23 protein-coding genes and 1 tRNA gene are annotated in these 24,211 nt (G+C 60.4%); 15 read left to right on the forward strand and 9 right to left on the reverse strand.

Features of this window, described 5'->3' with window-relative positions:
• Positions 1 to 23: 23 nt before the first annotated feature.
• Both hemH and PFLQ2_RS05390 read right to left on the reverse strand, forming a co-directional pair.
• Positions 24 to 1,049, reverse strand: a complete 1,026-nt coding sequence (gene hemH / locus PFLQ2_RS05395) for a ferrochelatase (RefSeq protein WP_003185335.1) — start codon at positions 1,047 to 1,049, stop codon at positions 24 to 26.
• A 13-nt stretch (positions 1,050 to 1,062) separates the two neighbouring features.
• Positions 1,063 to 1,962 carry a TIGR01777 family oxidoreductase gene (locus tag PFLQ2_RS05390; protein ID WP_003185336.1) on the reverse strand — a complete coding sequence of 300 codons (900 nt, stop codon included), beginning with the start codon at positions 1,960 to 1,962 and terminating at the stop codon, positions 1,063 to 1,065.
• Positions 1,963 to 2,158: 196 nt separating this feature from the next.
• Between PFLQ2_RS05390 and PFLQ2_RS05385 the strand changes: the two genes are divergently transcribed.
• From PFLQ2_RS05385 to PFLQ2_RS05360, 6 genes are all read left to right on the forward strand, one after another.
• Positions 2,159 to 3,145, forward strand: a complete 987-nt coding sequence (locus PFLQ2_RS05385; RefSeq protein WP_003185338.1) for an NAD(P)/FAD-dependent oxidoreductase — start codon at positions 2,159 to 2,161, stop codon at positions 3,143 to 3,145.
• A gap of 171 nt (positions 3,146 to 3,316) precedes the next feature.
• Entirely contained in the window at positions 3,317 to 4,279 is a 963-nt protein-coding gene (locus tag PFLQ2_RS05380) for a YbgA family protein (protein ID WP_003185340.1), read from the forward strand.
• Complete coding sequence (locus PFLQ2_RS05375) at positions 4,279 to 5,217, forward strand: MerR family transcriptional regulator (RefSeq protein WP_003185342.1); 939 nt, start codon at positions 4,279 to 4,281, stop codon at positions 5,215 to 5,217. The genes PFLQ2_RS05380 and PFLQ2_RS05375 overlap by 1 nt, the downstream gene beginning before the upstream one ends.
• Before the next feature lie 12 nt (positions 5,218 to 5,229).
• Positions 5,230 to 6,681, forward strand: coding sequence for a deoxyribodipyrimidine photo-lyase (gene phrB, locus PFLQ2_RS05370; protein WP_003185345.1), 1,452 nt, complete (start codon positions 5,230 to 5,232; stop codon positions 6,679 to 6,681).
• A gap of 120 nt (positions 6,682 to 6,801) precedes the next feature.
• Positions 6,802 to 7,575, forward strand: coding sequence for an SDR family NAD(P)-dependent oxidoreductase (locus PFLQ2_RS05365; protein ID WP_003185347.1), 774 nt, complete (start codon positions 6,802 to 6,804; stop codon positions 7,573 to 7,575).
• 27 nt (positions 7,576 to 7,602) lie between these two features.
• Complete coding sequence (locus tag PFLQ2_RS05360; protein ID WP_003185348.1) at positions 7,603 to 7,908, forward strand: YkgJ family cysteine cluster protein; 306 nt, start codon at positions 7,603 to 7,605, stop codon at positions 7,906 to 7,908.
• A 48-nt stretch (positions 7,909 to 7,956) separates the two neighbouring features.
• Here PFLQ2_RS05360 and PFLQ2_RS05355 read toward each other — a convergent pair whose 3' ends face one another.
• From PFLQ2_RS05355 to hemA, 6 genes are all read right to left on the reverse strand, one after another.
• Positions 7,957 to 8,475, reverse strand: coding sequence for an acyloxyacyl hydrolase (locus PFLQ2_RS05355; RefSeq protein ID WP_003185350.1), 519 nt, complete (start codon positions 8,473 to 8,475; stop codon positions 7,957 to 7,959).
• 114 nt (positions 8,476 to 8,589) lie between these two features.
• On the reverse strand, positions 8,590 to 9,381 hold the full coding sequence (murI, locus tag PFLQ2_RS05350; RefSeq protein WP_003185352.1) for a glutamate racemase: 792 nt from the start codon (positions 9,379 to 9,381) through the stop codon (positions 8,590 to 8,592).
• Complete coding sequence (locus PFLQ2_RS05345) at positions 9,374 to 10,129, reverse strand: molybdopterin-synthase adenylyltransferase MoeB (RefSeq protein ID WP_003185354.1); 756 nt, start codon at positions 10,127 to 10,129, stop codon at positions 9,374 to 9,376. The genes murI and PFLQ2_RS05345 overlap by 8 nt, the downstream gene beginning before the upstream one ends.
• On the reverse strand, positions 10,123 to 10,953 hold the full coding sequence (gene prmC / locus PFLQ2_RS05340; protein WP_003185356.1) for a peptide chain release factor N(5)-glutamine methyltransferase: 831 nt from the start codon (positions 10,951 to 10,953) through the stop codon (positions 10,123 to 10,125). The genes PFLQ2_RS05345 and prmC overlap by 7 nt, the downstream gene beginning before the upstream one ends.
• A 14-nt stretch (positions 10,954 to 10,967) precedes the next feature.
• Positions 10,968 to 12,050 (reverse strand): peptide chain release factor 1, encoded by a 1,083-nt coding sequence (gene prfA / locus PFLQ2_RS05335; protein ID WP_003185358.1) that lies wholly within the window; start codon positions 12,048 to 12,050, stop codon positions 10,968 to 10,970.
• The gene (hemA, locus tag PFLQ2_RS05330; protein ID WP_003185360.1) at positions 12,047 to 13,336 is read right to left on the reverse strand and encodes a glutamyl-tRNA reductase; all 1,290 of its coding nucleotides are present in this window, start codon (positions 13,334 to 13,336) and stop codon (positions 12,047 to 12,049) included. The genes prfA and hemA overlap by 4 nt, the downstream gene beginning before the upstream one ends.
• Before the next feature lie 172 nt (positions 13,337 to 13,508).
• Here hemA and PFLQ2_RS05325 point away from each other — a divergent pair, with 172 nt between their 5' ends.
• From PFLQ2_RS05325 to PFLQ2_RS05285, 9 genes are all read left to right on the forward strand, one after another.
• Positions 13,509 to 15,233 (forward strand): tetratricopeptide repeat protein, encoded by a 1,725-nt coding sequence (locus PFLQ2_RS05325; RefSeq protein ID WP_003185363.1) that lies wholly within the window; start codon positions 13,509 to 13,511, stop codon positions 15,231 to 15,233.
• A 4-nt stretch (positions 15,234 to 15,237) separates the two neighbouring features.
• Positions 15,238 to 15,855, forward strand: a complete 618-nt coding sequence (lolB, locus tag PFLQ2_RS05320) for a lipoprotein insertase outer membrane protein LolB (RefSeq protein ID WP_003185367.1) — start codon at positions 15,238 to 15,240, stop codon at positions 15,853 to 15,855.
• Between the two features lies 1 nt (position 15,856).
• The gene (gene ispE / locus PFLQ2_RS05315) at positions 15,857 to 16,708 is read left to right on the forward strand and encodes a 4-(cytidine 5'-diphospho)-2-C-methyl-D-erythritol kinase (protein WP_003185370.1); all 852 of its coding nucleotides are present in this window, start codon (positions 15,857 to 15,859) and stop codon (positions 16,706 to 16,708) included.
• Positions 16,709 to 16,745: 37 nt separating this feature from the next.
• A tRNA-Gln gene (locus tag PFLQ2_RS05310) sits at positions 16,746 to 16,820 on the forward strand.
• 47 nt (positions 16,821 to 16,867) lie between these two features.
• Complete coding sequence (locus PFLQ2_RS05305) at positions 16,868 to 17,809, forward strand: ribose-phosphate pyrophosphokinase (protein ID WP_003171603.1); 942 nt, start codon at positions 16,868 to 16,870, stop codon at positions 17,807 to 17,809.
• Positions 17,810 to 17,951: 142 nt separating this feature from the next.
• On the forward strand, positions 17,952 to 18,554 hold the full coding sequence (locus PFLQ2_RS05300; RefSeq protein ID WP_003185372.1) for a 50S ribosomal protein L25/general stress protein Ctc: 603 nt from the start codon (positions 17,952 to 17,954) through the stop codon (positions 18,552 to 18,554).
• Positions 18,555 to 18,720: 166 nt separating this feature from the next.
• Positions 18,721 to 19,305, forward strand: coding sequence for an aminoacyl-tRNA hydrolase (gene pth / locus PFLQ2_RS05295; protein ID WP_003185374.1), 585 nt, complete (start codon positions 18,721 to 18,723; stop codon positions 19,303 to 19,305).
• A gap of 22 nt (positions 19,306 to 19,327) precedes the next feature.
• On the forward strand, positions 19,328 to 20,428 hold the full coding sequence (gene ychF / locus PFLQ2_RS05290) for a redox-regulated ATPase YchF (protein ID WP_003185376.1): 1,101 nt from the start codon (positions 19,328 to 19,330) through the stop codon (positions 20,426 to 20,428).
• A 207-nt stretch (positions 20,429 to 20,635) separates the two neighbouring features.
• Positions 20,636 to 21,844: an MFS transporter gene (locus PFLQ2_RS05285; protein WP_003185378.1), complete on the forward strand. Its 1,209-nt coding sequence runs from the start codon at positions 20,636 to 20,638 to the stop codon at positions 21,842 to 21,844.
• Positions 21,845 to 21,933: 89 nt separating this feature from the next.
• Here the strand turns inward: PFLQ2_RS05285 and PFLQ2_RS05280 are convergent, their stop codons facing one another.
• A complete protein-coding gene (locus PFLQ2_RS05280; RefSeq protein WP_003185380.1) occupies positions 21,934 to 23,997 on the reverse strand; it encodes a type I secretion target in 2,064 nt (687 codons plus the stop codon).
• Positions 23,998 to 24,211 lie beyond the last annotated feature (214 nt).

Raw genomic sequence — 24,211 nt, forward strand, 5'->3', positions numbered from 1 at the left:
GCTCCCTCGCCACAGGCCCGGTGTTATAACGCAACCGGCGCCCGTTCACACAGCGTGCTCAACACCTTGGCCCACTGCGGCTCGGCGTTGAGACACGGCACCAACACCAATTCCTCCCCGCCCGCCGCACGGAACTGCTCGCGCCCGCGATCGCCGATTTCCTCCAGGGTTTCGATGCAATCGGCGACGAACGCCGGGCACATGACCAGGACTTTCTTCACGCCGCTCCTGGCCAGTTCATCCAGGCGCGCTTCGGTGTAGGGTTCGATCCACTTGGCGCGACCCAGTCGAGACTGGAACGACACCGACCAACTACCCTCTGCCAACCCCATCTGCTCGGCAAACAGTTGCGCGGTGCGAATGCACTGGGCGCGGTAACAGGTCGCCATGACTTCCGGCGGCGCGTTCTTGCAACAGTCGGCGTCCTTGAAGCAGTGAAAGCCCGTTGGGTCGAGCTTGGTCAGGTGCCGTTCCGGCAAGCCATGGAAACTCAACAACAGGTGATCGTGATCCTGTATCAGGTAGGGCTTGGCACTGGCGACCAGCGCATCGATGTATTCCGGTTGGTCGTAGAACGGCTGGAGAATCGAAAACTGCACATTGAGTTTCTTCTCCCGCACGACCCGCTTGGCTTCCTCGATTACGGTGGTGACCGTGCTGTCGGCGAACTGCGGATACAGCGGCGCCAACGTGATTTTCTTGTGTCCCCGGCTCGCCAGGCGCACCAGCGCCGTTTCAATGGACGGCTCGCCATAACGCATTGCCAGTTCCACCGGGCCCTGGGTCCATTGCGCGGTCATCGCCTGTTGCAGCCGGCGACTGAGCACCACCAGCGGCGAGCCCTCCTCCCACCAGATCGAGGCGTAGGCATGGGCCGATTGTTCGGGGCGCTTGATCAGGATCAGCGACACCAGCAGCCGCCGCACCGGCCATGGCAGGTCGATGACATACGGATCCATCAGGAATTGATTGAGGTAACGGCGTACATCGGCCACCGAAGTGGAGGCAGGCGAACCCAGGTTCACTAGAAGCAACGCGTGATCGGTCATGCAACGTCCTATTTCAGAAGCGGCTGGACAGATCGTCCAGGGCCGCAGGCAAATCGGTGAACCGGAATGTAAAACCCGCCGCCTGCAATCGGGCCGGCGTGGCGCGTTGGCCGCCCAGCAGCAACAACGACATTTCCCCCAGCGCGACTTTCAACGCGAGCTCCGGCATCGGCACCACGGCCGGGCGATGCAACACGCGCCCCAGGGCCTTGGCAAAATCACGGTTGCGCACCGGGTTCGGCGCGCAGGCATTATAAGGACCGCTGGCATCGAAGCGGTGCAGAAGAAAATCAATCAAGGCGATTTGATCGTCAATGTGTACCCACGGCATCCATTGCCTGCCATTACCGATACGCCCGCCCAGCGCCAGTTTGAATGGCAATAGCAGCCGCGACAAAAAGCCGCCCTCGGCGGACAGGACCAGGCCGGTACGAACCAGCACCACGCGCAGGCCCAAGGCTTCGGCCCGCTGTGCGGTTTCTTCCCAGGCGATGCACAGCTGGCTGGCGAAGTCCTCGCTGACCGGGCCCGACGCTTCAGTCAACTCGCGCTCGCCACCGTCGCCGTACCAGCCCACCGCGGAGCCGGAAATCAACACCTGCGGTTTCTGCTCGCAACGCTCCAGCCACGCCAGCAAGACTTCCGTCAGGGTGACGCGACTGCTCCACAGCAACATCTTGCGTTTATGGCTCCAGGGCCGATCGGCAATCGGTGCGCCCGCGAGGTTGATCACTGCGTCCACCGGCTCGTTGATTTCGTCGAGCCTGGCCACGCCACGCACCGACGCGCCACAGATTTTCCCGACTTCTTCGGGTCGACGACTCCAGACCGTCAAGCGATGTCCCTGCTCCAACCAGAGGCGGCAGAGCTGACGTCCGATCAAACCAGTACCGCCGGTCAGCAATATGTGCATGAGATGTTCCTCGCATCGCGTTTTACCCGGCCCATTAGTCTATTTTTATAGATAGGGATTTTCCGTATCGGACAGGGTCTGTGTTTAACAATAGGACAACCTGTCCAAACGCAAACGGTGAAACTTATACCAAAAACCATAATTGTACAGGTTTAAACGACGGCGTAGTCTGTACAGAAAGGTAAACGAGGCCCTCATGACTGTACCCATCGCAATCATCGGCACCGGCATCGCCGGACTTTCAGCCGCCCAGGCCCTGACGGAGGCCGGGCATGTCGTTCAACTCTTCGATAAAAGCCACGGCAGCGGCGGACGCATGTCCAGCAAACGCAGCGACGCTGGGGCATTGGACATGGGCGCGCAATATTTTACCGCCCGCGACCGGCGCTTCGTCACGGAGGTCCAGCGCTGGCAAGCCAACGGCTGGGCCGCCGAATGGAACCCGCAGTTGTATAACTTCCAGGGCGGACAGCTGAGCCCTTCGCCTGACGAGCAGACCCGATGGGTCGGCACGCCGCGCATGAGCGCCATTACCCGTGCGTTGCTCGGCAAGTTGCAAGTGCAGTTTTCCTGCCGGATCACCGAGGTGTATCGCGGCCAGGAACACTGGCATCTGCAAGATGCCGAAGGCTTCACCCACGGCCCCTTCGGCCAAGTTGTGATCGCCACGCCCGCGCCCCAGGCCACCGCATTGCTGGCGGCTGTACCGAAGCTGGCCGGGGTGGCCGCCGGGGTAAAAATGGACCCGACCTGGGCGGTGGCCCTGGCGTTCGAACAACCGCTGGATACGCCCATGGAAGGCTGCTTCGTGCAAGACAGCCCCCTGGACTGGCTGGCCCGCAATCGCAGCAAACCGGGGCGCGACAGCACGCTCGACACCTGGGTGCTACACGCCACCAGCGAATGGAGCCGGCAACACATCGACCTGCCCAAGGAAGCGGTGATCGAGCACTTGCACGGCGCTTTCGCCGAACTGCTGCACAGCGCCATGCCCGCACCGAGCTTCAGCGTGGCCCATCGCTGGCTGTATGCCCGCCCCGCAGGCAGCCATGAATGGGGCGCGTTGGCCGACGCCGACCTGGGCCTGTACGTGTGCGGTGACTGGTGCCTGTCCGGCCGGGTCGAAGGCGCATGGCTCAGCGGCCAGGATGCCGCCCGTCGTTTGCACGCCAGCTTGCAATAATCGCGTCATCTGCCTGTCATGCTGCTGTCGAAACAGACAGCAGCCCATCTGCAAAACACCCATCAAGGCGGCCTCGCGAGCAAAACCGGTTGACTTGTGCGGGTTCGGACCTATGATGAAAATTATACAAAATTACTTAACTGTATAAGATTTTGCTATCAGAGGTCGCCTATGCCCAGCGAAACCGTCGCCAAACCGAAAATCGCCGTCAGCGCCTGCCTGATGGGCGCTGAAGTTCGCTTCAACGGTGGGCACAAGCAATCGCCGCTGTGCAGCCGTACCCTGGTGGAATACTTCGATTTCGCGCCGGTATGTCCCGAAGTCGCCATCGGCCTGGGCATTCCTCGCGAACCTATCCGACTGGTAGGCAACCCCGATCACCCTGAAGCCGTCGGTACGGTGAACCGCGACCTCAACGTAACGCGACCGCTGGCTGATTACGGGCGCCGCATGGCCGACGAGCTGGACGATATCTGTGGCTACATTTTCATGCAGAAGTCACCGTCCTGCGGGCTGGAACGGGTCAAGGTCTACGACCATAACAGCGTGCCCCAGGACGGCGGCGGACGCGGTATCTATGCCCAGGCATTCTGCGAACGCCATCCCGACCTGCCGGTGGAGGAAGACGGTCGCCTCAACGACCCGGTGCTGAGAGAGAATTTTCTTACCCGGGTATTCGCCTATGCCGCTTGGCAGGATCTGTGCCGCCAGGGCCTGACCCGCCGCAACCTCATCCAATTCCACTCGCGCTACAAATACCTGTTGATGGCCCACAACCCGGTCCAATACAAGACCCTGGGTAATATGCTCGGCAACATGGGCAAGGCCGATCCCAATGAGCTGGGCCCGCGCTATTTCAGCGCACTGATGGCCGCCCTGAAAAAATGCGCCACGCGCCGCACTCACACCAATGTGCTGCAACACCTGAGCGGCTACCTCAAGCGCGCCATCGGCGCTGAAGACAAACAGGAAGTCCAGCATCTGATCGGCCAGTATCGCCTCGGCATCGTCCCGCTGGTGGTGCCGCTGACGCTGCTCAAGCATCACTTGCGCCAGCACCCCGATCCTTACCTGGCACAGCAGGTCTACCTGCAACCGCACCCGGAGAACCTCAGCTTGCGAAACGCCATTTGATGAAGAACGAACCCGATTCCAGCGCCAACGAAGACCTGGGAGCCGATTTTGCCCAGGCACTGGCGCAAGGCTGGCTGCCCATACGTGAAGTCGCCCGGTTGACCGGCGTCAACGCCATCACCCTGCGCGCTTGGGAACGGCGTTATGGCTTGATCGTGCCGCGCCGCACCCCCAAGGGCCATCGGCTGTTCAACGCCGAGCATGTGCAGCGGATCCAGAACATCCTCACCTGGATCAATCGCGGGATGGCCGTGAGCAAGATCAAGCCGCTGCTCGACACCCCGCAACCGCCAGCCGAGCCACTGGAAAACCCCTGGCAGCGCCAGCGCCACGCCTTGGTGCTGGCGGTGACGGAGTTGGCCGAGCGTCAGATCGATGACTTGATCAATCAGGCAATGGCGCTGTACCCGCCCAGGACCGTGTGCGAGCAATTGCTGCTGCCCTTGCTGGACGAGTTGCAGGTGCGCTGGCAAGGCCAGTTCGGGGCACAGCTGGAACGGGTCTTCTTGTATTCCTGGCTGCGCAGCAAGTTTGGCAGCCGGATCTACCACAACAACCGGCAACTGCGCGGTGCGCCATTGCTGTTGATCAACCATTCGGACATGCCCCTGGAACCGCGACTGTGGCTCACGGCCTGGCTGGCCAGCAGCGCCGATTGCCCGGTGGAAGTGTTCGACGGGCCGATACCGGCAGGTGAACTGGCCCTGGCGGTCGAACGGCTCAAGGCCCGGGGTGTCCTGCTGTACTCAAGCAACGCCATCAACCTGTCGCAACTGCCCAAGCTACTGGGAGGTGTCGACTGCCCGATCATCATCGCCGGCCCGGCCGCGTCGATCCACCACGCCCGGATATCCACAGGCGTTTCGATGATCGATGTGTCCTGGGCCGAAGACCCGCTATCGGCTCATCGTGAATTGAGCCGCAGAGAACTTCTTTAGAGGGATAACAGCTTGCAACTGATCTGGCTGCGCAGCGACTTGCGCCTGCGCGACAACACCGCCCTGGCAGCAGCCGCAGCCCAGGGCCCCTGCGTGGCGGTGTACCTGATAAGCCCGGAGCAATGGCGCGCCCACGACGACGCACCCTGCAAGATCGACTTCTGGCTGCGCAACCTCGCGTCGCTGAACGTAGCCCTTCAGGAACTGAATATCGCGCTGCTGATCCGTGAGGCGCCGCATTGGCGCCAGGCGCCGCAAGTGTTGCTGACGCTGTGCCGCGAACTGAATATCAGCGCCGTTCATGTCAACGAAGAGTACGGCCACAATGAAAGCCGTCGTGACGCCGAAGTTGCCCAGGCGCTGAAGAGCCAAGGCGTGGGGTTCCACAGCTACCTCGACCAACTGCTGTTCAAACCCGGCAGTGTGCTGACCAAGACGGGCAATTATTTCCAGGTATTCAGCCAGTTCCGCAAGGTCTGCTACAGCCGCCTGCATTACTCGCTGCCAAGCCTGGTCGCCACACCGAAGCGACAGGCCCCCACTGGCCTGGTCAGCGATCCGGTGCCGGGGCAAATCAAAGGCTTCGCCCCGCCCAGCCAAGCGCTACGCGACCTCTGGCCCGCCGGCGAAACCGAAGCCCGGCGGCGCCTGGATACATTTGTCGACCAGCACATCGATGCCTACCAGAGCGAACGCGACTTTCCCGCCAGGCCCGGGACCAGCCAGCTCTCGGCCTATTTGGCGGCCGGCGTCGTCTCGCCGCGCCAGTGCCTGCATGCAGCGTTGCAAGCCAATCAGGGGGAATTCGAAAGCGGATGTGTCGGTACTGTGACCTGGGTCAATGAATTGCTCTGGCGCGAGTTCTATAAACATATCCTTGTGGGCTATCCGCGCGTGTCGCGCCACCGCGCCTTCCGTCCGGAAACCGAGGCACTGGCGTGGCGCAAGGCTCCCGCAGAGCTCGAGGCTTGGAAACAAGCGCGCACTGGCCTGCCGATTATCGACGCGGCCATGCGTCAGTTGTTGGAGGCCGGTTGGATGCATAACCGCTTGCGGATGGTGGTGGCGATGTTCCTGACCAAGAATCTGTTGGTCGATTGGCGTGAAGGCGAGCGCTTCTTCATGCAGCACCTGATCGACGGCGATTTGGCTGCCAACAATGGCGGATGGCAGTGGAGTGCTTCCACCGGCACAGACTCGGCGCCTTGGTTCCGGATATTCAACCCGCTGAGCCAGTCGGAGAAATTTGACCGCGAGGGCCTGTTCATCAAACGCTGGCTACCTGAACTGAACGACCTGGAGAAGCAGCAGGTCCATAGCCCAAATACCCAGGGCGGCTTGTTCGGTGCCTTGGACTATCCTGCGCCGATTGTCGATCTCGGCCAGTCAAGGGCGCGCGCGCTGGCAGCGTTCAGAAACCTGCCGGCGCGGCAGGACGTAGCCGCACACGAGACGGGCGATTAGCGCACACGAAATGTTGCGGCTCGGGATGCATGATGGGTCCGTTGTCCCTATAGTCCTACTCATCGCGGGGACTCCAGAAGCTGCGCACCAAAGCATCGCCAGATGGAGGGGGAAGTTGGTATGGGTCTAGAACTGCCACGACGCTATTGGCTCACCGGCGTCGGCAATGGAATCGGCGCTTCCTTGGCCGAAGCGATACTCAAGACCGGCGCGCACCTGGCCGTCAGTACCCGCTCGATCCAAGCGTGCGAAGCCCTTTCGGCCCGTTATCCGGGACAAGTGCTGGCGGTGCCCGGAGATCTGACCGACAGCCAGACCGTACGTGAAATCGGCGAGCAGATTGCCCGGCTGTGGGGTTCCCTGGACGAGGTCATCCTCAACGCCGGAACAACGGAATACACCGACGAGAACCATGCGGGCCACACGATGATCGAGCATATCGTGCGCAGCAACCTACTGGCCGCCAGCTTCTGCATCGAAGTGGCCAAGCCCTTGTTGCGTGCCGGGAGCAAACCTCATCTGGTGGGCATTGCCAGCCCGGCAACTTACCTGCCGCCGTCCCGAGCCGAAGCGACTGGCGGCGGCATGCACCATCTGTTCGCATCGACCCGCCTGGAACTGGCCGCCGAGGGCATCGATGTCACGCTGGTACACCCGGGTTTCGATAGCCCACCGTCGGGCGCCGATGATTGTCTATCCGCGCCGGTTCACTGGTCGGCGGCCGAAGCGGCGCAGCATGTCCTGGGCCGCCTCGCCGAGCGCCCGCCAGAAATGGCACTCCCCATCGCATCCGTAGCCGTGCTCTGGCCCTTGCCTTCGTCGGCCGAAACCCCATCAACGTACGTCGACTCATGCCAGGCAAATAAGGGTTATTCGATCAAGGGACAACCCTGAGCTGCCGATTGCCTTACACTGCTGGCCATGAAAACCATCCCCCTCCATGAAATCGTCACGCCAGCTGTCACCTGCTCGACATGCGCGGCGTGCTGTTGCCAGCTGGAAGTGATGCTGATCACCGACACCGGCGTACCGGAGCGTTTCATCGACACGGATGATTGGGGTGGGGAAGTCATGCTCCGGCTGGACGATGGCTGGTGCGCGGCGCTGGACCGCGACAGCATGCTCTGCACCATCTACGAAAAACGCCCGCTGATCTGCCGGGAATTCGAAATGGGTGCGCCGGAATGCATTGAAGAACGCCGGGGAATTGCGACGGCGTATCGGTAGTAAAAACATGTGGGAGCGAGCTTGCCCGCTCCCACAATTGTTGGGGTATTACAACGGCATTGTGTAGTGCAGCGCGTAGCTTTCCACACCGTCGTTGGTCGACTTGATGCCGGCGTTGGAGTAGTGAGTCGCGCGAATACCCACTTCATGGCCGCCGTTGAAGCGCAGGCCGAAACCGATGCGGTCTTCGAACTGGAACGCCGTACCCAACTTGTTGGATTCCACTTCGGTATTGGCAAACAACGCCACGCCAACACCAGCTTCAACGTAAGGTTTTACATTCTGACCGGAAAATTCATACACAAACACAGGCGAGAACGACAAGCTGTGGTTGCTGGAGGTTTCGTCCCCCTCCCAATAGGTGTACGCGCCGCTCCAGTAGCCGGTCAGACGACCGACGTCGGTCTGCCACCAACTTTTGTCCCAATCGAACTGCATGCCCAGGCGATAAGTCATCGTCGAATCGCTGGTCTGGCCCACCCCAAACTCCACACCCGCTGCCTGCGCAGTATAAGTGTGCCCCAGCAACGCAGCCGCAAGCGCGGCAAAGCAGAATAAGCGCTTCATTAGAAACATCCTTTCCCGAACAGATTTAATTAATTTTGTTACAGACAGACAAAGCTATAGAAATCTGCGCCAAAACAGAAGTTCACCCCGTTTTACAGATTTTTCACGTTTTTTTTACAGACCAAAGCTTCGCACAACGCCGGAAGAATGCCATAGCGTCGGTAGGATTTTTCCGAAATGTATCGGGTCAGCGCTACTCCAGAACTGCGTATCGCGGGCGGGGCCGCCAGCCAACAGCGCCCGCTCGGCCAACAGGCGTTGCAGTTGCCGCGCCACGGCGGCCCCAGTGTCGATCAGGCTGATGTGCGCCGGGATCATGTCCTTGAGCAGCGGCTTGAGGAAGGGGTAATGCGTGCAGCCCAGGATCAGCGTGTCGCAGCCGGCAGCCAGCAAGGGCTCGACGTAGCCTTGCAGCAAATGATGCAAGGCCGGGCTGTGCAGGTCACCCGCCTCGATCAACTCCACAAGTCCCGGACACGGCTGAGTGATCACTCGCACATCAGTAGCGAATCGATCGAGCAAAGCAGCGAACTTGGCGCTCTGCAACGTACCGGTAGTGGCCAGCACACCGACAATACCGCTACGGGTGGCGGCGGCGGCGGGCTTGACCGCCGGTTCCATGCCGACGATGGGCCAGTGGGGGTAATCACGCCGCAGATCGGCGACCCCGGCCACCGTCGCCGTATTGCAAGCGACCACCAAGGCCTTCGCCCCTTGGCGCTGGAAAAAGTCGGCGATGACCGCGCAGCGCTGGCGGATGTAATCCGGGGTTTTCTCGCCATAAGGAATATGCCCACAGTCGGCAACGTAGAGCAGCGACTCGTTGGGCATCAGTTGGCGGATCTCCCCGAGCACCGACAGCCCGCCGACACCTGAATCGAACACGCCGACCGGGGCTTCACTCATGTGGGCGACCACAGACGCTGCAACCCGGATCGCGCTTGACCCGCAGCTCACGGAACCGTGTGCCCAGGGCGTCGATCAACAACAGGCGCCCCACCAGCGGCTCACCAAAACCGACCAACAGCTTCAAGGCTTCGAGGGCCTGCAGGCTGCCCACCAACCCCACCAACGGCCCGAGCACGCCGGCTTCGCTGCACGTCAGCTCGGCGTCGCTGCCATGGCCGTAGAGACAGTGGTAGCAAGGGCTTTCGGCGCGGCGCGGATCGAACACCGACAACTGCCCTTCCAGGCGAATCGCCGCACCGCTGACCAGCGGTTTGCCGGCCATGACACACGCCGCGTTCACCGCTTCGCGGGTCGAGAAATTGTCGGAACAGTCCAGCACCACGTCCACCGTCGCGACCACGGCAGCCAGGCTGTCTTCGTCCATGGCCGTCGGGTGGGGAACCAAACGAATGTCGGGATTGATCGCCGTCAGGCGCCGCATCGCCGAATCGACCTTGCTCAGGCCGACGCTGTCGGTGTCGTGGATGATCTGGCGTTGCAGGTTGGTCAGGTCGACCGTGTCGAAGTCCGCCAGGTGCAGTTCGCCAACGCCGGCGGCGGCCAGGTACAACGCCACCGGGGCGCCGAGACCGCCGAGGCCGACAATCAATACACGGCTTCGCTTGAGGCGCAATTGGCCGTCGATGTCGACGTGCTGCAACAGAATCTGCCGGCTATAGCGCAACAGCTCCTGATCGTTCAGCACGGCAGGCACCCCAGGCTGATCCGCTCATGGCCGCCAAGATCCTTGCGACTGTGGACTTCGGCAAAACCCTGGGTTTGCAGCTGGTCACGCACCGCCTCGGCCTGATCGTATCCATGCTCGAGCATCAGCCATCCGCCCGGCTCGAGGTGAGCCGGTGCCTGGGCAATGATCTGGCGCAGGTCATCGAGCCCATCCTGGCCGGCAACCAGGGCACTGGCCGGTTCGAAACGCACATCGCCTTCAGCCAGGTGCGGATCGGTTGCGGCAATGTAGGGTGGGTTGCTGATGATCAGCTCGAAACGCTCGCCCTCCAGCGCGCTGAACCAGTGGCTGCTCAGCACCGTGACGTTGCGCAGGTCCAGGCGCTGGCGATTGCGTTCGGCCAAGGCCACCGCTTCCAGCACACGGTCGACCGCCGTGACCTTCCAGGCCGGGCGTTCGCTGGCCAATGCCAAGGCAATCGCACCGCTGCCGGTGCCTAGGTCGAGAACTCTGGCCGGCGTGGCGGGCAACAAGGCCAGTGCGGTTTCAACCAACAGCTCAGTATCGGGACGCGGGATCAGCGTATGGGGCGCGACTTCCAGGTCGAGTTTCCAGAAGCCCTGCTGCCCGAGGATATAGGCCACCGGCTCGCCGGAGCGGCGGCGACGCAGGGATTCGGAGAACAGCAGCGCCGCCTCGCTCGGCACAATCCGCTCGGGCCAGGTATGCAGGAAACTGCGGGACTTGCCCAGCGCAGCCGCCAGCAGCAACTCGGCATCCAGCCGTGGCGTGGGCGAATCGGGAAGCTCGGCGGCGCGTAACAGACTGGCGATGATGGTCATTTTTTCACCTGTGCTTACTCGCCAATCGCAGCCAACTGGTCGGCCTGGTATTCGGCCAGCAGCGGCTCGATGACCGCATCGACCCCCCCGGCGAGAATTTCGTCGAGGGAATACAGGGTCAGGTTGACGCGGTGGTCGGTGACTCGCCCTTGGGCGAAGTTGTAGGTACGGATTCGTTCGGAGCGGTCGCCCGAGCCCACCAGCAATTTGCGCTCGCTGGCAATGGCGTTGGCGGCGGCGCTGGTCTGCTGGTCATTGAGCTTGGCCGACAGCCAGGCCATGGCCCGCGCGCGGTTCTTGTGCTGGGAGCGTTCTTCCTGGCACTCCACCACGATGCCCGAAGGCAAGTGAGTGATGCGGATGGCCGAGTCGGTCTTGTTGACGTGCTGGCCGCCGGCGCCGGAGGAACGGTAGGTGTCAACCCGCAGGTCCGCCGGGTTGATCTCGATGGCTTCCTGTTCGTCCGGCTCGGGCAATACCGCCACGGTGCAGGCCGAGGTGTGGATACGACCCTGGGATTCGGTGGCCGGCACACGCTGAACGCGGTGGGCGCCGGATTCGAATTTCAGCTTGCCGTAGACATTGTCGCCCTCGACCCGGGCAATGACTTCTTTATAGCCGCCGTGCTCGCCTTCGTTCTCCGACAGGATCTCCACCCGCCAGCCGCGACGCTCGGCGTAACGCGAATACATGCGGAACAGGTCGCCGGAGAAAATCGCCGCCTCGTCGCCGCCGGTGCCAGCGCGGATTTCGAGGAACACGTTGCGCCCGTCGTTCGGGTCCTTGGGCAGGAGCATGCGCTGCAGGCTGCTTTCCAGTTCAACCAATTGCTCCTTGGCTTCGCGGACTTCCTCCACGGCCATTTCGCGCATGTCCGGATCGCTGTCCTTGAGCAGCGCCTGGGCACCTTCGAGGTCGTCCTGCACTTTGAGCAGCTGTTTATACGCGGCGACAATCGGCTCGACTTCCGCGTACTCCTTGGAATACGTGCGGAATTTATTCTGGTCGCTAATGACTTCGCCATCGCCCAGTAACGCGGTCAGTTCTTCGAAACGGTCCTGGAGAATGTCCAGTTTATTGAGCAGTGACGCTTTCATTGCGGTTTTTTATCCGAAAAGCTATCCGGTGAACCCTCACCGAGGGCAAACAATTCTTGAGCCATGGCCAGCGCGTCAAGACGGCCCTCGGCGGTCAGCTTCTTGAGCTGGACACTGGGAGCGTGGAGCAATTTGTTGGTCAGGCCGCGGGCCAATTGCGCCAGCACCTCTTCGGCATTGCCGCCGTTGGCCAGCAGGCGCTGGGCCTTTTGCAATTCTTCGTCGCGCAGGCGCTCGCTTTGCTGACGATACGCCTTGAGCACATCCACGGCCGCCAGTTCGCGCAGGCGCACCATGAAATCGTCGGCGCCGACGGTGATCATCTCTTCCGCCGCCTGGGCTGCGCCTTGTCGACTCTTGAGGTTCTCGGCGACGACTTCGTGCAGGTCATCGACGCTGTAGAGATAAACGTCGTCCAGCTCGCCGACTTCCGGCTCGATGTCACGGGGAACGGCGATGTCCACCATGAAGATCGGCTTGTGCTTGCGCAGCTTCAGGGCGCTTTCCACCGCGCCCTTGCCAAGGATTGGCAACTGGCTGGCGGTGGAGCTGATGACGATGTCGCTGTGCACCAGCTCGGCCGGGATGTCCGACAGCAGCACCGCGTGGGCACCGAATTGTTCGGCCAGGGTGCTGGCGCGCTCCAGGGTCCGGTTGGCGACAACGATGCGCTTCACGCCCAGGTCGTGCAGATGGCGCGCAACCAGGGTAATGGTTTCGCCGGCACCGATCAGCAGCGCCTGGCTGCGTTGCAGATCACTGAAAATCTGCTTCGCCAGGCTGACGGCGGCAAACGCCACGGACACCGGGTTTTCGCCGATGGCGGTGTCGGTGCGCACCTGCTTGGCGGCGTTGAACGTGGCCTGGAACAGCCGCCCCAGCAGCGGACCGACGGTGCCCGCCTCGCGGGCCACGGCATAGGCCGATTTCATCTGGCCGAGAATCTGCGGCTCGCCCAGCACCAGCGAGTCGAGCCCGGAGGCGACGCGCATCATGTGACGAACGGCCGCATCATCCTCATGCACATAGGCACTGGCGCGCAGCTCTTCAAGGCTCAGGCTGTGATACTCCGCCAGCCAGCGCAGTACCGAATCGGCCGAAACGTGATCCTGTTCTATATATAGCTCGCTGCGGTTGCAGGTGGAGAGGATCGCAGCTTCGCGGCTGTCGGTAAGTCGGCAGAGCTGCTGCAGGGCCTCAACCAGCTGCTCAGGCGTAAAGGCCACGCGCTCGCGGACGTCTACTGAAGCAGTCTTGTGGTTAATACCAAGTGCAAGGAAGGCCATTCAAGGTCGCTGATAGTGACGTGAAGCCGGCAATTGTCCTACTTCGCCAGATCCAGAACAACCACTCGATCTCTATCGTCTTGCCCTGCGTGGTAAATCGACGGGGCGGTTATGTTTGACCGAAGGCTTGTGTCATGATGATCCGACCGCAGGTTAGTCGTCCTCTTCCTATATGAATAGATCTTCCGCGTTGCTCCTCGCTCTTGCCTTGCTCAGTGGCTGCCAGTCCATGGCTCCCGTTTCGACGGACGGTACGCCGCCGGTCGAAGACAGCGCGCAGGCCCCTGAAAAACCCAAGGTCTACGGCTCGTTCAGCGAAGAAACCATCTTCAGCCTGTTGAGCGCCGAACTGGCGGGCCAGCGCAATCGCTTCGACATTGCGCTGGATAACTACGTGACCCAGGCCATCAATACCCAGGACCCGGGCATCTCCGAGCGGGCGTTTCGCATCGCCGAATACCTGGGGGCCGACCAGCCTGCGCTGGATACGGCGCTGATCTGGGCCAGAAATGCCCCGGACGACCTCGAAGCGCAGCGCGCCGCTGCCGTGCAACTGGCGCGGGCCGGGCGCTACGACGATTCCATGACCTATATGGAGAAGGTCCTGCTGGGCAAGGGCGACACCCACTTCGATTTCCTTGCGCTGTCCGCCGCCGACACCGACCAGGAAACCCGCAACGGCCTGATGAAAAGCTTCGATCGCCTGTTGCAGCGTCATCCGAACAACAGCCAGCTGATTTTCGGCAAGGCTTTGCTGCTGCAACAGGACGGCGACACCCAGGGCGCCCTTACCCTGCTGGAAAACAACCCGCCGGAAGCCGGTGAGGTAGCGCCGATCCTGCTGCGCGCCCGTCTGCTGCAAGGCCTGGACCGTGGCGACGAAGCCCTGCCGCTGTTGGAAAAAAGCATCAAGAAGTACCCGGACGACAAGCGCCTGCGCCTGACCTACGCCCGCATGCTGGTAGAAAACAACCGCATGGACGACGCCAAAGTCGAATTCTCCAGCCTGGTCCAGCAATACCCGGAAGACGACGAGCTGCGTTATTCCCTGGCACTGGTGTGCCTGGAAGCCAAGGCCTGGGACGAGGCCAAGGGTTATCTGGAAGACTTGATCGCTCGGGACAGCCACGTCGACTCGGCCCACTTGAATCTCGGGCGCATTGCCGAAGAACGCAACGACCCGGAGAGCGCGCTGATCGAGTACGCCCAGGTCGGCCCGGGCAATGACTACCTGCCGGCGCAATTGCGCCAGGCCGATATCCTGATCAGCAACGGCAAGACGGCCGAGGCCCAGAGTCGTCTCGCCGTGCAGCGTGATTCCCAACCGGACTACAGCATCCAGCTGTACCTGATCGAGGCCGAAACCCTGTCAGCCAACAAGCAGGGCGACAAAGCCTGGAATGTCCTGCAACAAGCCTTGAAACAATACCCGGATGACCTGAACCTGCTGTACACCCGCGCCATGCTGGCGGAAAAACGCAATGACCTGGCCCAGATGGAGAAAGACCTGCGCCTGATCATCCAGCGCGATCCGGACAACGCCATGGCCCTCAATGCCCTCGGCTATACCTTGTCGGATCGCACCACTCGCTACGACGAAGCCAAGGCGCTGATCGAACAGGCCCACCAGATCAACCCGGAAGATCCGGCCGTACTCGACAGCCTCGGCTGGGTGAATTTCCGCCTGGGCAATCTCGACGAGGCCGAACGCCTGTTGCGACAAGCCCTGGAGCGTTTCCCCGACCAGGAAGTCGCCGCTCACCTGGGCGAAGTCCTGTGGGCCAACGGCAAACAGCGCGAAGCCCGGCAAATCTGGAGCCGATTCCTCAAGGATCAGCCCGACAGCCCCCTTTTGCGCAGCACTATCAAACGCCTGACCGGATCCGAGACTCTTTAAGATTATGTTTTTGCGCCATTTCATCGTCTTCAGCTTCATCGCCTTGCTCGCCGGTTGCGCGGGCTTCGGCGCCCGTGAATCCGTCCAGGGCCAGGGCAACCAAGTCCAGTGGCGCGAGCATAAGGCGCAACTGAGCGGCCTGGATGGCTGGCAAATCGATGGCAAGATCGGCATACGCGCACCCAAGGATTCGGGCAGCGGCACGCTGTTCTGGCTGCAACGCCAGGATTACTACGACATTCGCCTCTCCGGCCCGCTCGGTCGCGGCGCGGCACGCCTCACCGGCCGACCGGGACAGGTCTCGCTGGAGGTCGCCAACCAGGGCCGCTACGAGGCGCCCACCCCGGAAGCGTTGCTGGAAGAACAATTGGGCTGGAAATTGCCGGTATCGCACCTGAACTGGTGGATTCGCGGGCTGCCGGCGCCGGACAGCAAGAGCCGCCTGACCCTCGACGCCGACAGTCGCCTGTCGAACCTGGAGCAGGATGACTGGCAGATCGAATACCTCAGCTATGCCCAGCAGAACGGCTATTGGCTGCCCGAGCGCATCAAGCTGCACGGCAGCAACCTTGACGTCACCCTGGTGATCAAGCAATGGCAGCCGCGCAAGCTGGGGCAATGACATGACCGCTCCACGCCTGAGCTTGCCCTCCCCGGCCAAGCTCAACCTGATGCTGCATATCCTCGGTCGTCGTCCGGACGGCTATCACGAGTTGCAGACGATTTTTCAGTTCCTGGACTACGGCGACGAAATTACCTTTGCCGTGCGTGACGACGGCGAGATTCACCTGCACACCGAGTTCCAGGGTGTTCCCCACGACAGCAACCTGATCGTCAAGGCGGCAAAAAAACTCCAGGAGCAATCCGGGTGCACGCAGGGCATCGACATCTGGATCGAGAAAATCCTGCCCATGGGTGGCGGGATCGGCGGCGGCAGCTCGAATGCGGCGACGACTTTATTGGGACTCAACCACCTTTGGCAACTTGGCTGGGACATGGATCGCCTCGCGGCCCTGGGCCTGACGCTGGGTGCCGATGTGCCGGTTTTCGTGCGTGGCCACGCGGCTTTCGCCGAGGGAGTCGGGGAAAAACTCACCCCGGTAGAACCCGAAGAACCCTGGTACCTGGTGCTGGTGCCGCAAGTATCTGTAAGTACAGCAGAAATTTTTTCAGATCCACTGTTGACACGTAACTCTCCTCCCATTAAAGTGCGCCCCGTTCCCAAGGGAAACAGTCGAAATGACTGCTTACCGGTGGTAGCAAGGCGTTATCCAGATGTTCGTAACGCATTGAATTTGTTAGGTAAATTTACCGAAGCAAAACTCACCGGAACTGGAAGTTGTGTGTTTGGGGGCTTCCCAAGCAAAGCTGAAGCTGATAAAGTCTCGGCCCTTCTGACAGAGACCCTTACAGGGTTTGTAGCAAAAGGAAGCAACGTTTCGATGTTGCATCGCAAGCTTCAAAGTCTGCTCTAAACGGAATCGAGTGCTGGGCACTCGCAGCAACAGATACAGGGGCGTCGCCAAGCGGTAAGGCAGCAGGTTTTGATCCTGCCATGCGTTGGTTCGAATCCAGCCGCCCCTGCCATTTTCCTATACTCATCCAGGTATACCCTCAGCCTTCAGGTACTGCGCGTGTCCAAGATGATGGTCTTTACGGGGAACGCCAACCCCGATCTGGCTCGACGTGTCGTACGTCAGCTGCATATCCCGCTCGGTGACATTTCTGTCGGTAAGTTTTCCGACGGCGAAATCACTGCCGAGATCAATGAAAACGTTCGCGGTAAAGACGTCTTCATTATTCAGCCGACTTGCGCTCCGACCAACGATAACCTGATGGAACTCGTCGTGATGGCTGATGCCTTCCGCCGCTCCTCAGCAACTCGTATCACTGCTGTTATTCCTTACTTTGGTTATGCCCGTCAGGATCGCCGTCCGCGTTCCGCACGCGTGGCAATCAGCGCGAAAGTCGTCGCTGATATGCTCACCGTAGTCGGCATCGACCGTGTCCTCACGGTTGATCTGCATGCTGACCAGATTCAGGGCTTCTTCGATATTCCGGTAGATAACATCTACGGCTCCCCAGTTTTGGTGGATGACATTGAAGATCAGCGCTTCGAAAACCTGATGATCGTGTCCCCGGACATTGGCGGCGTTGTGCGTGCACGGGCCGTTGCCAAATCCCTGGGCGTGGATCTGGGTATCATCGACAAACGTCGTGAGAAAGCCAATCACTCCGAAGTGATGCATATCATCGGCGACGTCGAAGGGCGTACCTGTATTCTGGTCGACGACATGGTCGATACCGCCGGCACCTTGTGCCACGCGGCCAAGGCCCTGAAAGAGCATGGCGCTGCCAAGGTCTTTGCCTACTGCACACACCCTGTGCTGTCGGGTCGAGCGATCGAAAACATTGAAAATTCCGTGCTGGACGAGCTGGTGGTCACTAACACCATCCCGCTGTCCGCTGCAGCACAAGCCTGTGCGCGTATCCGTCAGTTGGATATCGCACCGGTTGTTGCCGAAGCGGTTCGCCGCATCAGCAATGAAGAATCGATCAGTGCGATGTTCCGCTAAGGGCCCTGCCCTTCCCGTGACATCTCATTGACGAAAAGCGCCCCGCCCCGGCATTCACTGCCGGGGCGGGGCTTTTTTGCCCATACCGTGCCTGGCGCTGGTCGCAAACGCCACTCGGTCATGGCTATTTTGGAGATACAACATGAACGATTTTACTCTGAATGCTGAAGTGCGTTCCGACCTGGGGAAAGGTGCGAGCCGCCGCCTGCGTCGTCTCGCAAGCCTGGTTCCAGCTGTAGTCTACGGTGGCGAGAAAGCCCCTGAGTCCATCAGCATGCTGGCCAAAGAAGTTGCCAAACTGCTCGAAAACGAAGCGGCCTACAGCCACATCATCGAGCTGAACGTTGGTGGCACCAAGCAAAACGTCGTGATCAAAGCCCTGCAGCGTCACCCGGCCAAAGGCCACGTGATGCACGCTGACTTCGTCCGCGTTGTTGCCGGTCAGAAGCTGACTGCTGTTGTTCCAGTGCACTTCATCAACGAAGCTGCTCCGGTCAAGAAAGGCGGCGAAATCTCGCACGTGACTTCGGAAATAGAAGTTTCCTGCCTGCCGAAAGACCTGCCTGAATTCATCGAAGTCGACCTGGCTGACGCCGAAGTCGGCACGATCATTCACCTGTCCGACCTCAAGGCTCCTAAAGGCGTTGAGTTTGTTGCTCTGGCACACGGCGATGACAAGGCTGTTGCCAACGTCCACGCTCCACGTGTTGCTCCAGAAGCTACCGAAGAAGGCGCTGCAGAGTAATTTCACTCTGTCGCCGGAGTGACCGGAAACATCGCGGACTGGAACGTAGCGAGACAGCGGGCGAGAACGCGAAGTTTACTTAACGGTAGATCCGCCATTTTTGTCCGCTGTCGCAACACCGCCTGATTGCGACTTTGTTATCCACACTCCAGGAAGGGCCCCTATCGTGACTGCCATCAAACTGATCGTTGGCCTGGGAAATCCAGGCGCTGAATACGAACAGACCCGGCATAACGCAGGGGCCCTTTTTGTTGAGCGCATCGCGCACGCACAAGGCGTCAGCCTGGCGGCCGATCGCAAATATTTCGGCCTGACCGGACGCTTCTCGCATCAAGGTCAGGATGTTCGTCTGTTGATTCCCACCACCTACATGAACCGCAGCGGCCAAGCCGTGGCGGCACTCGCCGGTTTCTTTCGCATCAAGCCGGAAGAAATCCTGGTGGCCCATGACGAACTCGACCTGCCTCCGGGCGTTGCCAAGCTCAAGCAGGGCGGCGGCCATGGCGGTCATAACGGGTTGCGCGACATCATCGCGCAGCTGGGCAATCAGAATACCTTTCACCGCCTGCGGCTCGGCATCGGCCACCCGGGCGTTGCCAGTATGGTCTCAAACTTTGTCCTGGGTCGTGCGCCTCGCGCCGAACAGGAAAAACTCGATGCCAGCATCGACTTTGCCCTCGGCGTGCTGCCGGATATCCTCGCCGGTGAATGGAACCGTGCGATGAAAAACCTGCACAGCCAGAAGGCCTGACACTTATCCGAGGGGAAACACCATGGGATTCAATTGCGGCATCGTCGGCCTGCCTAACGTCGGCAAGTCCACCCTATTCAACGCCCTGACCAAATCCGGTATCGCGGCCGAGAACTTCCCCTTCTGCACCATCGAGCCGAACAGCGGTATCGTGCCGATGCCGGATCCACGCCTGGACGCACTGGCAGCTATCGTCAACCCCAAGCGCATCCTGCCGACCACCATGGAATTCGTCGACATCGCAGGGCTGGTAGCGGGCGCGTCGAAAGGCGAAGGCCTGGGCAACAAGTTCCTGGCCAACATCCGCGAAACCGATGCCATCGCCCACGTGGTGCGCTGCTTCGAAGACGAGAACGTGATTCACGTTTCCAACAGCGTCGACCCGAAGCGCGACATCGAGATTATCGACCTGGAACTGATTTTCGCCGACCTCGACAGCTGCGAGAAGCAACTGCAGAAAGTCGCCCGCAACGCCAAGGGTGGCGACAAGGACGCCGTCGTCCAGAAAGGCCTTTTGGAGCAGCTGATTGCCCACTTCACCGAAGGCAAGCCTGCACGCAGCCTGATGAAGAACATGGGTACCGATGAGAAGCTGGTGATCAAGGGCTTCCATCTGCTGACCACCAAACCGGTCATGTACATCGCCAACGTCGCTGAAGACGGTTTCGAGAACAACCCGCACCTGGACGTGGTCAAGGCCATCGCCGAAGAAGAAGGTGCCATGGTCGTTCCGGTCTGCAACAAGATCGAAGCGGAAATCGCCGAGCTGGACGATGGCGAAGAAAAAGACATGTTCCTCGAGGCCCTGGGCCTGGAAGAGCCTGGCCTGAACCGCGTAATCCGCGCTGGCTACGAAATGCTCCACCTGCAGACCTATTTCACCGCCGGTGTCGAAGAAGTCCGCGCCTGGACCGTCCGCGTTGGCGCTACCGCGCCGCAAGCCGCCGGCGTTATCCACACCGACTTCGAAAAAGGTTTCATCCGTGCCGAAGTCATCGCCTACTCGGATTTCATCCAGTACAAGGGCGAAGCCGGCGCCAAGGAAGCTGGCAAATGGCGCCTGGAAGGCAAGGAATACATCGTCAAGGACGGCGACGTGATGCACTTCCGCTTCAACGTCTAAGCCGCCCTGCTGCACCGCTTCGACGCAGCGTTCAAAAAGCCCCGCTATCGCCCCGCGATGCGGGGCTTTTTTGCGTTAAGGCATTTCATTGCAATTTCAGAACCGTCCGACATCAATCCGTCGCCCGATCCCCCAGGCTGCACTTGCTTGAACAGCAGTGACGTGTACCGTGGTGTCCAGCCAGCGCCACATGATAAAGGAAGCATCATGGCAAACCCCTACCGCGAACTTTTCTCCGCCCCGGGCGCCATCGGGTTAGTAATCACGAGCGCTATTGCCCGCCTGCCACAGGCAATGATCGGCATAGGCATCATCACCATGTTGGTTCAGCAGACAGGACTTTATTGGCTGGCAGGCGCGGTCGCCGGTACTTATACCCTGGTGACTGCGCTTATCGGTCCACACGTGTCGAAACTTGTCGACCGGCGAGGACAGCGCCAGGTTCTGCCCCCGTTGGCAGCCTTCAGTATCAGCATGCTGCTCGCGTTGATCGTTGCCGTGTACCTGAGCGCTCCCGCCACGCTGTTGTTTATTCTTGCGGCATTGGCGGGCACGATGCCAAGCATGCCCGCCATGATAAGGGCACGCTGGATGCAGCTTTTCCGTGGCAAGCCACTGCTACACACCGCCTTTTCCCTGGACACAGTGATAACTGAACTGGCCTTCGTTATCGGTCCACCGCTTGCCATCGGTTTGAGTGTCGGTTTTTTCCCTCAAGCCGGGCCGCTGGTCGCAGTCTTGTTGCAGGTGGTCGGCGTGGCGGCGTTTCTTATGCAGCGGCAGACAGAACCGAAGGTGGTCGTGAGCACAGGAAAGCGCGCGGGGTCGACCTTGCTGATTCCCGGCGTTCCAACCATTGTGCTGGCGCTATTGGCGATGGGTGTGATTGGCGGATCAGTCGATGTGGCGGTTGTCGCCTTCGCCAATGCACAAGGCTGGCCGGCATCTGCCAGTTTCATCTTGGCCGCCTATGCCCTCGGTTCACTGATCGCGGGCCTCACGTTTGGCGCTTCAAGACTGTCCATACCGATTGACCAGCAGTTTTTCATCGGGGCGCTGGTCATGGCAGTCACTGCTGCGTTGCCCATTTTTTCACCAGACGTCTACGTTCTTTCCGGGATGCTGTTCGTGGCAGGTATGGCGTTTGCACCAACGATGGTCGTCATCATGAATCTCGGTACGATGATTGTTCCGCCATCCAGGATCACTGAAGGATTTACGTGGATGTCGACCGGCGTCAGTATCGGCGTAGCGCTCGGTGGCGTATTGGCAGGCCTGGTCACCGACGCCTATGGCGCGCAGGCGGGGTTCGGTGTCGCGATTGTCGCGGGGCTGATCATGGTGCTGATTGTGCTCAACGGGCTGCGTACATTACGGGCCTCATCTGCAACCAATCACGAGATTACCTACCATTGATGTGCATTGCGGATCAGCAGTGAGCCACGACTGCGATCTGGTCCATCGCGTGGCAACGACTGCCTGCCACGCGACTTCGCATCTAGCCGTCAGGTTAATAGATGCCCCGGATCAACCTCTGGGGCCACGCCAATCAGCCCCACCTCCTGGTCGGGCGCAAAGACCATGTCGTCTTCGCTAAGGTTCTCCCGCCAGTCCCCAGCCAGCGCAATCTGGAACCAATGGCCTTGTGCGTCTGCTTCTGCATCCCTCAGATAAGTGCGGTCCAGATCCTGGTTGTAAACCATCTCCAGCGTCGTGCCCGTACCGTCTCCGAAGCCGGTATAGCCCAGGGTCGATACATCGATCCTGTCGTCAACCGTGAAGCCTTCGATCAGGTCGCTGAAGCTCTGGCTGTCAGTACGGTAGCTGTCCTCGGTGGAGAGGTAGCGGAACACATCGTCGTTTTGGTGGTTATCGGTCCAAAGCGAGATGTCCGCCCTGTCTCCACCGTTGAGGCGGTCGGCACCTGCGCCGCCTATGATGACATCAGCGCCAGCGCCGCCATTGATGAAGTCATTGCCGTCCAGGCCATAGATGACTTCCGACAGCGCAGAACCGGTAATCGTCTCTTTGCCAGACGAGCCTTCAATGGTCGGCGCGGTGAAGACCAGGTTGCTGCTGTCCAACTGCCCAACCAGGTTGCCATCCAAGACCAGTTCAAACCGTTGTCCAGAGGCATCCGCATCGTAGCTCTTGAGGTAGGTGCGAGTACCGTCTTCGCTGGCCGAGATTGCCAAGGTGCCGTCATGGCCGTTGCCAATGCCGGTGAAGCCCAGGGCAATCAGGTCAATCCGGTCCTGGGAAACGTCGAAGTCCTGGACTCGGTCGCTGTTGTTTTGCGTAGCGGTGCGGAAGCTGTCGCCCAATTCAGTAAAGCGCAAGATATCCGCGCCAGCGCCACCTTGCAGGACGTCGCGCCCGCCGTTGCCCTGGAGCACATCATCCCCCGCCAAACCGTGGATGATTTCAGCGGCATCGCTACCCAGCAGGATTTCCGCACCGGCGTATCCGTCCACATGGAGCTTGCCGTCCTGGCTGCCGAAGCTGGAATCCACACTGCCATCCGCGTTCAAGCGGATGACACTGAAATCCCCGCTGTTCGTGCCGGCGGCGAGAATCTTGCCATCGGCTTGTATCGTCAAAGCCACCGGCGTGCCAGCCTCGAAGGTCACCCTGCCATCAGCGCCAAAGCTGGAGTCAAACGAACCGTCGGCGTTGAGCCGCGCCACGGTCGTCAAGGTATCGCCGTTGCCATGGCCCATCACGATGATCTTGCCGTCAGCCTGCACGGTGACCACTGAGTCTTCGCCAAAACCCATGGCGGAGCTCAAGTGAAGGATTCCGTCATCACCGAAACGGGTGTCCAACTGACCGTCGGGGTTGAAGCGCTGCAGGGCGTAAATCAGGTCACCGATGCCGGCGGCATTGTAGGCAGCGCCGACTACAACGCCTCCATCGGCCTGCACCGCCGTGGAAATACTTCCGTTGTAGAACTCGTCGGTGGGAATGCTGACGGTCAGCACGCCATCGTCGCCAAAGCCATCGACGTAAGTGCCGTCATTGTCGATTTTGGTCACTGACGCCTGGTCAAACCCGCGGGCGCTGACCTGAAATGTGCCGTCCGTGTTGGCCGTCAGGTCGATGTCCTTGAACTCATGGTTAATGTTGACTGTAACAGCGCCGTTTTGGCCAAAGGTTGTGTCACGCGTCCCGTCGCTGTTGAAACGCTCCACTCGTACGTCGGTATTGAGCGCTATGGCGACAAGCATCTTGCCATCGGGCTGCACCGCCGTCAGCTCGTAGCGCGACTCTGGGGCTGTCGTGGTCGGTATGATGTCGACGCCACCTTCATGGAAGCTGGTGTCCAGACTGCCATCGGCATTGAGGCGGATAACGGAGTAGTTCTGTTCGTAGCCGTAGCTTTCCTCGCCTGGCGCCCCGGGGTATCCCCATGCCAGGTACTCGGTATAGCCGACGACCAATACCTTGCCGTCCGGCTGGATAATGATGCTCTGGTTATCATCGAACTGGCCGGTGAGATCGACTTGGACAGTGCCCGGGCCAGTTCTCACGGTATGGGTACTTGCCATCATGCTATCGGTAGTTGCCATGGGTTAATCCTTTAACGGATGTTGGATCCGTCACTTTAGTAGAGCATTAAGGATTTGCACGCCTCACCACCGTTGGAGCGGACAGAGATCGACCAATGGTTTTGTTATTGCCGCTTGGCTTCGCTGTTGAACTAAGGCACACACACATAACAGCCCCGTTAGTTGTGCAGCTCAGCCAACCTTTATTAAATATGTAACGTTACCGCCATGAAAA

Origin of the sequence: Pseudomonas fluorescens Q2-87, assembly GCF_000281895.1 — a bacterium.
Taxonomy (GTDB): domain Bacteria; phylum Pseudomonadota; class Gammaproteobacteria; order Pseudomonadales; family Pseudomonadaceae; genus Aquipseudomonas; species Aquipseudomonas fluorescens_S.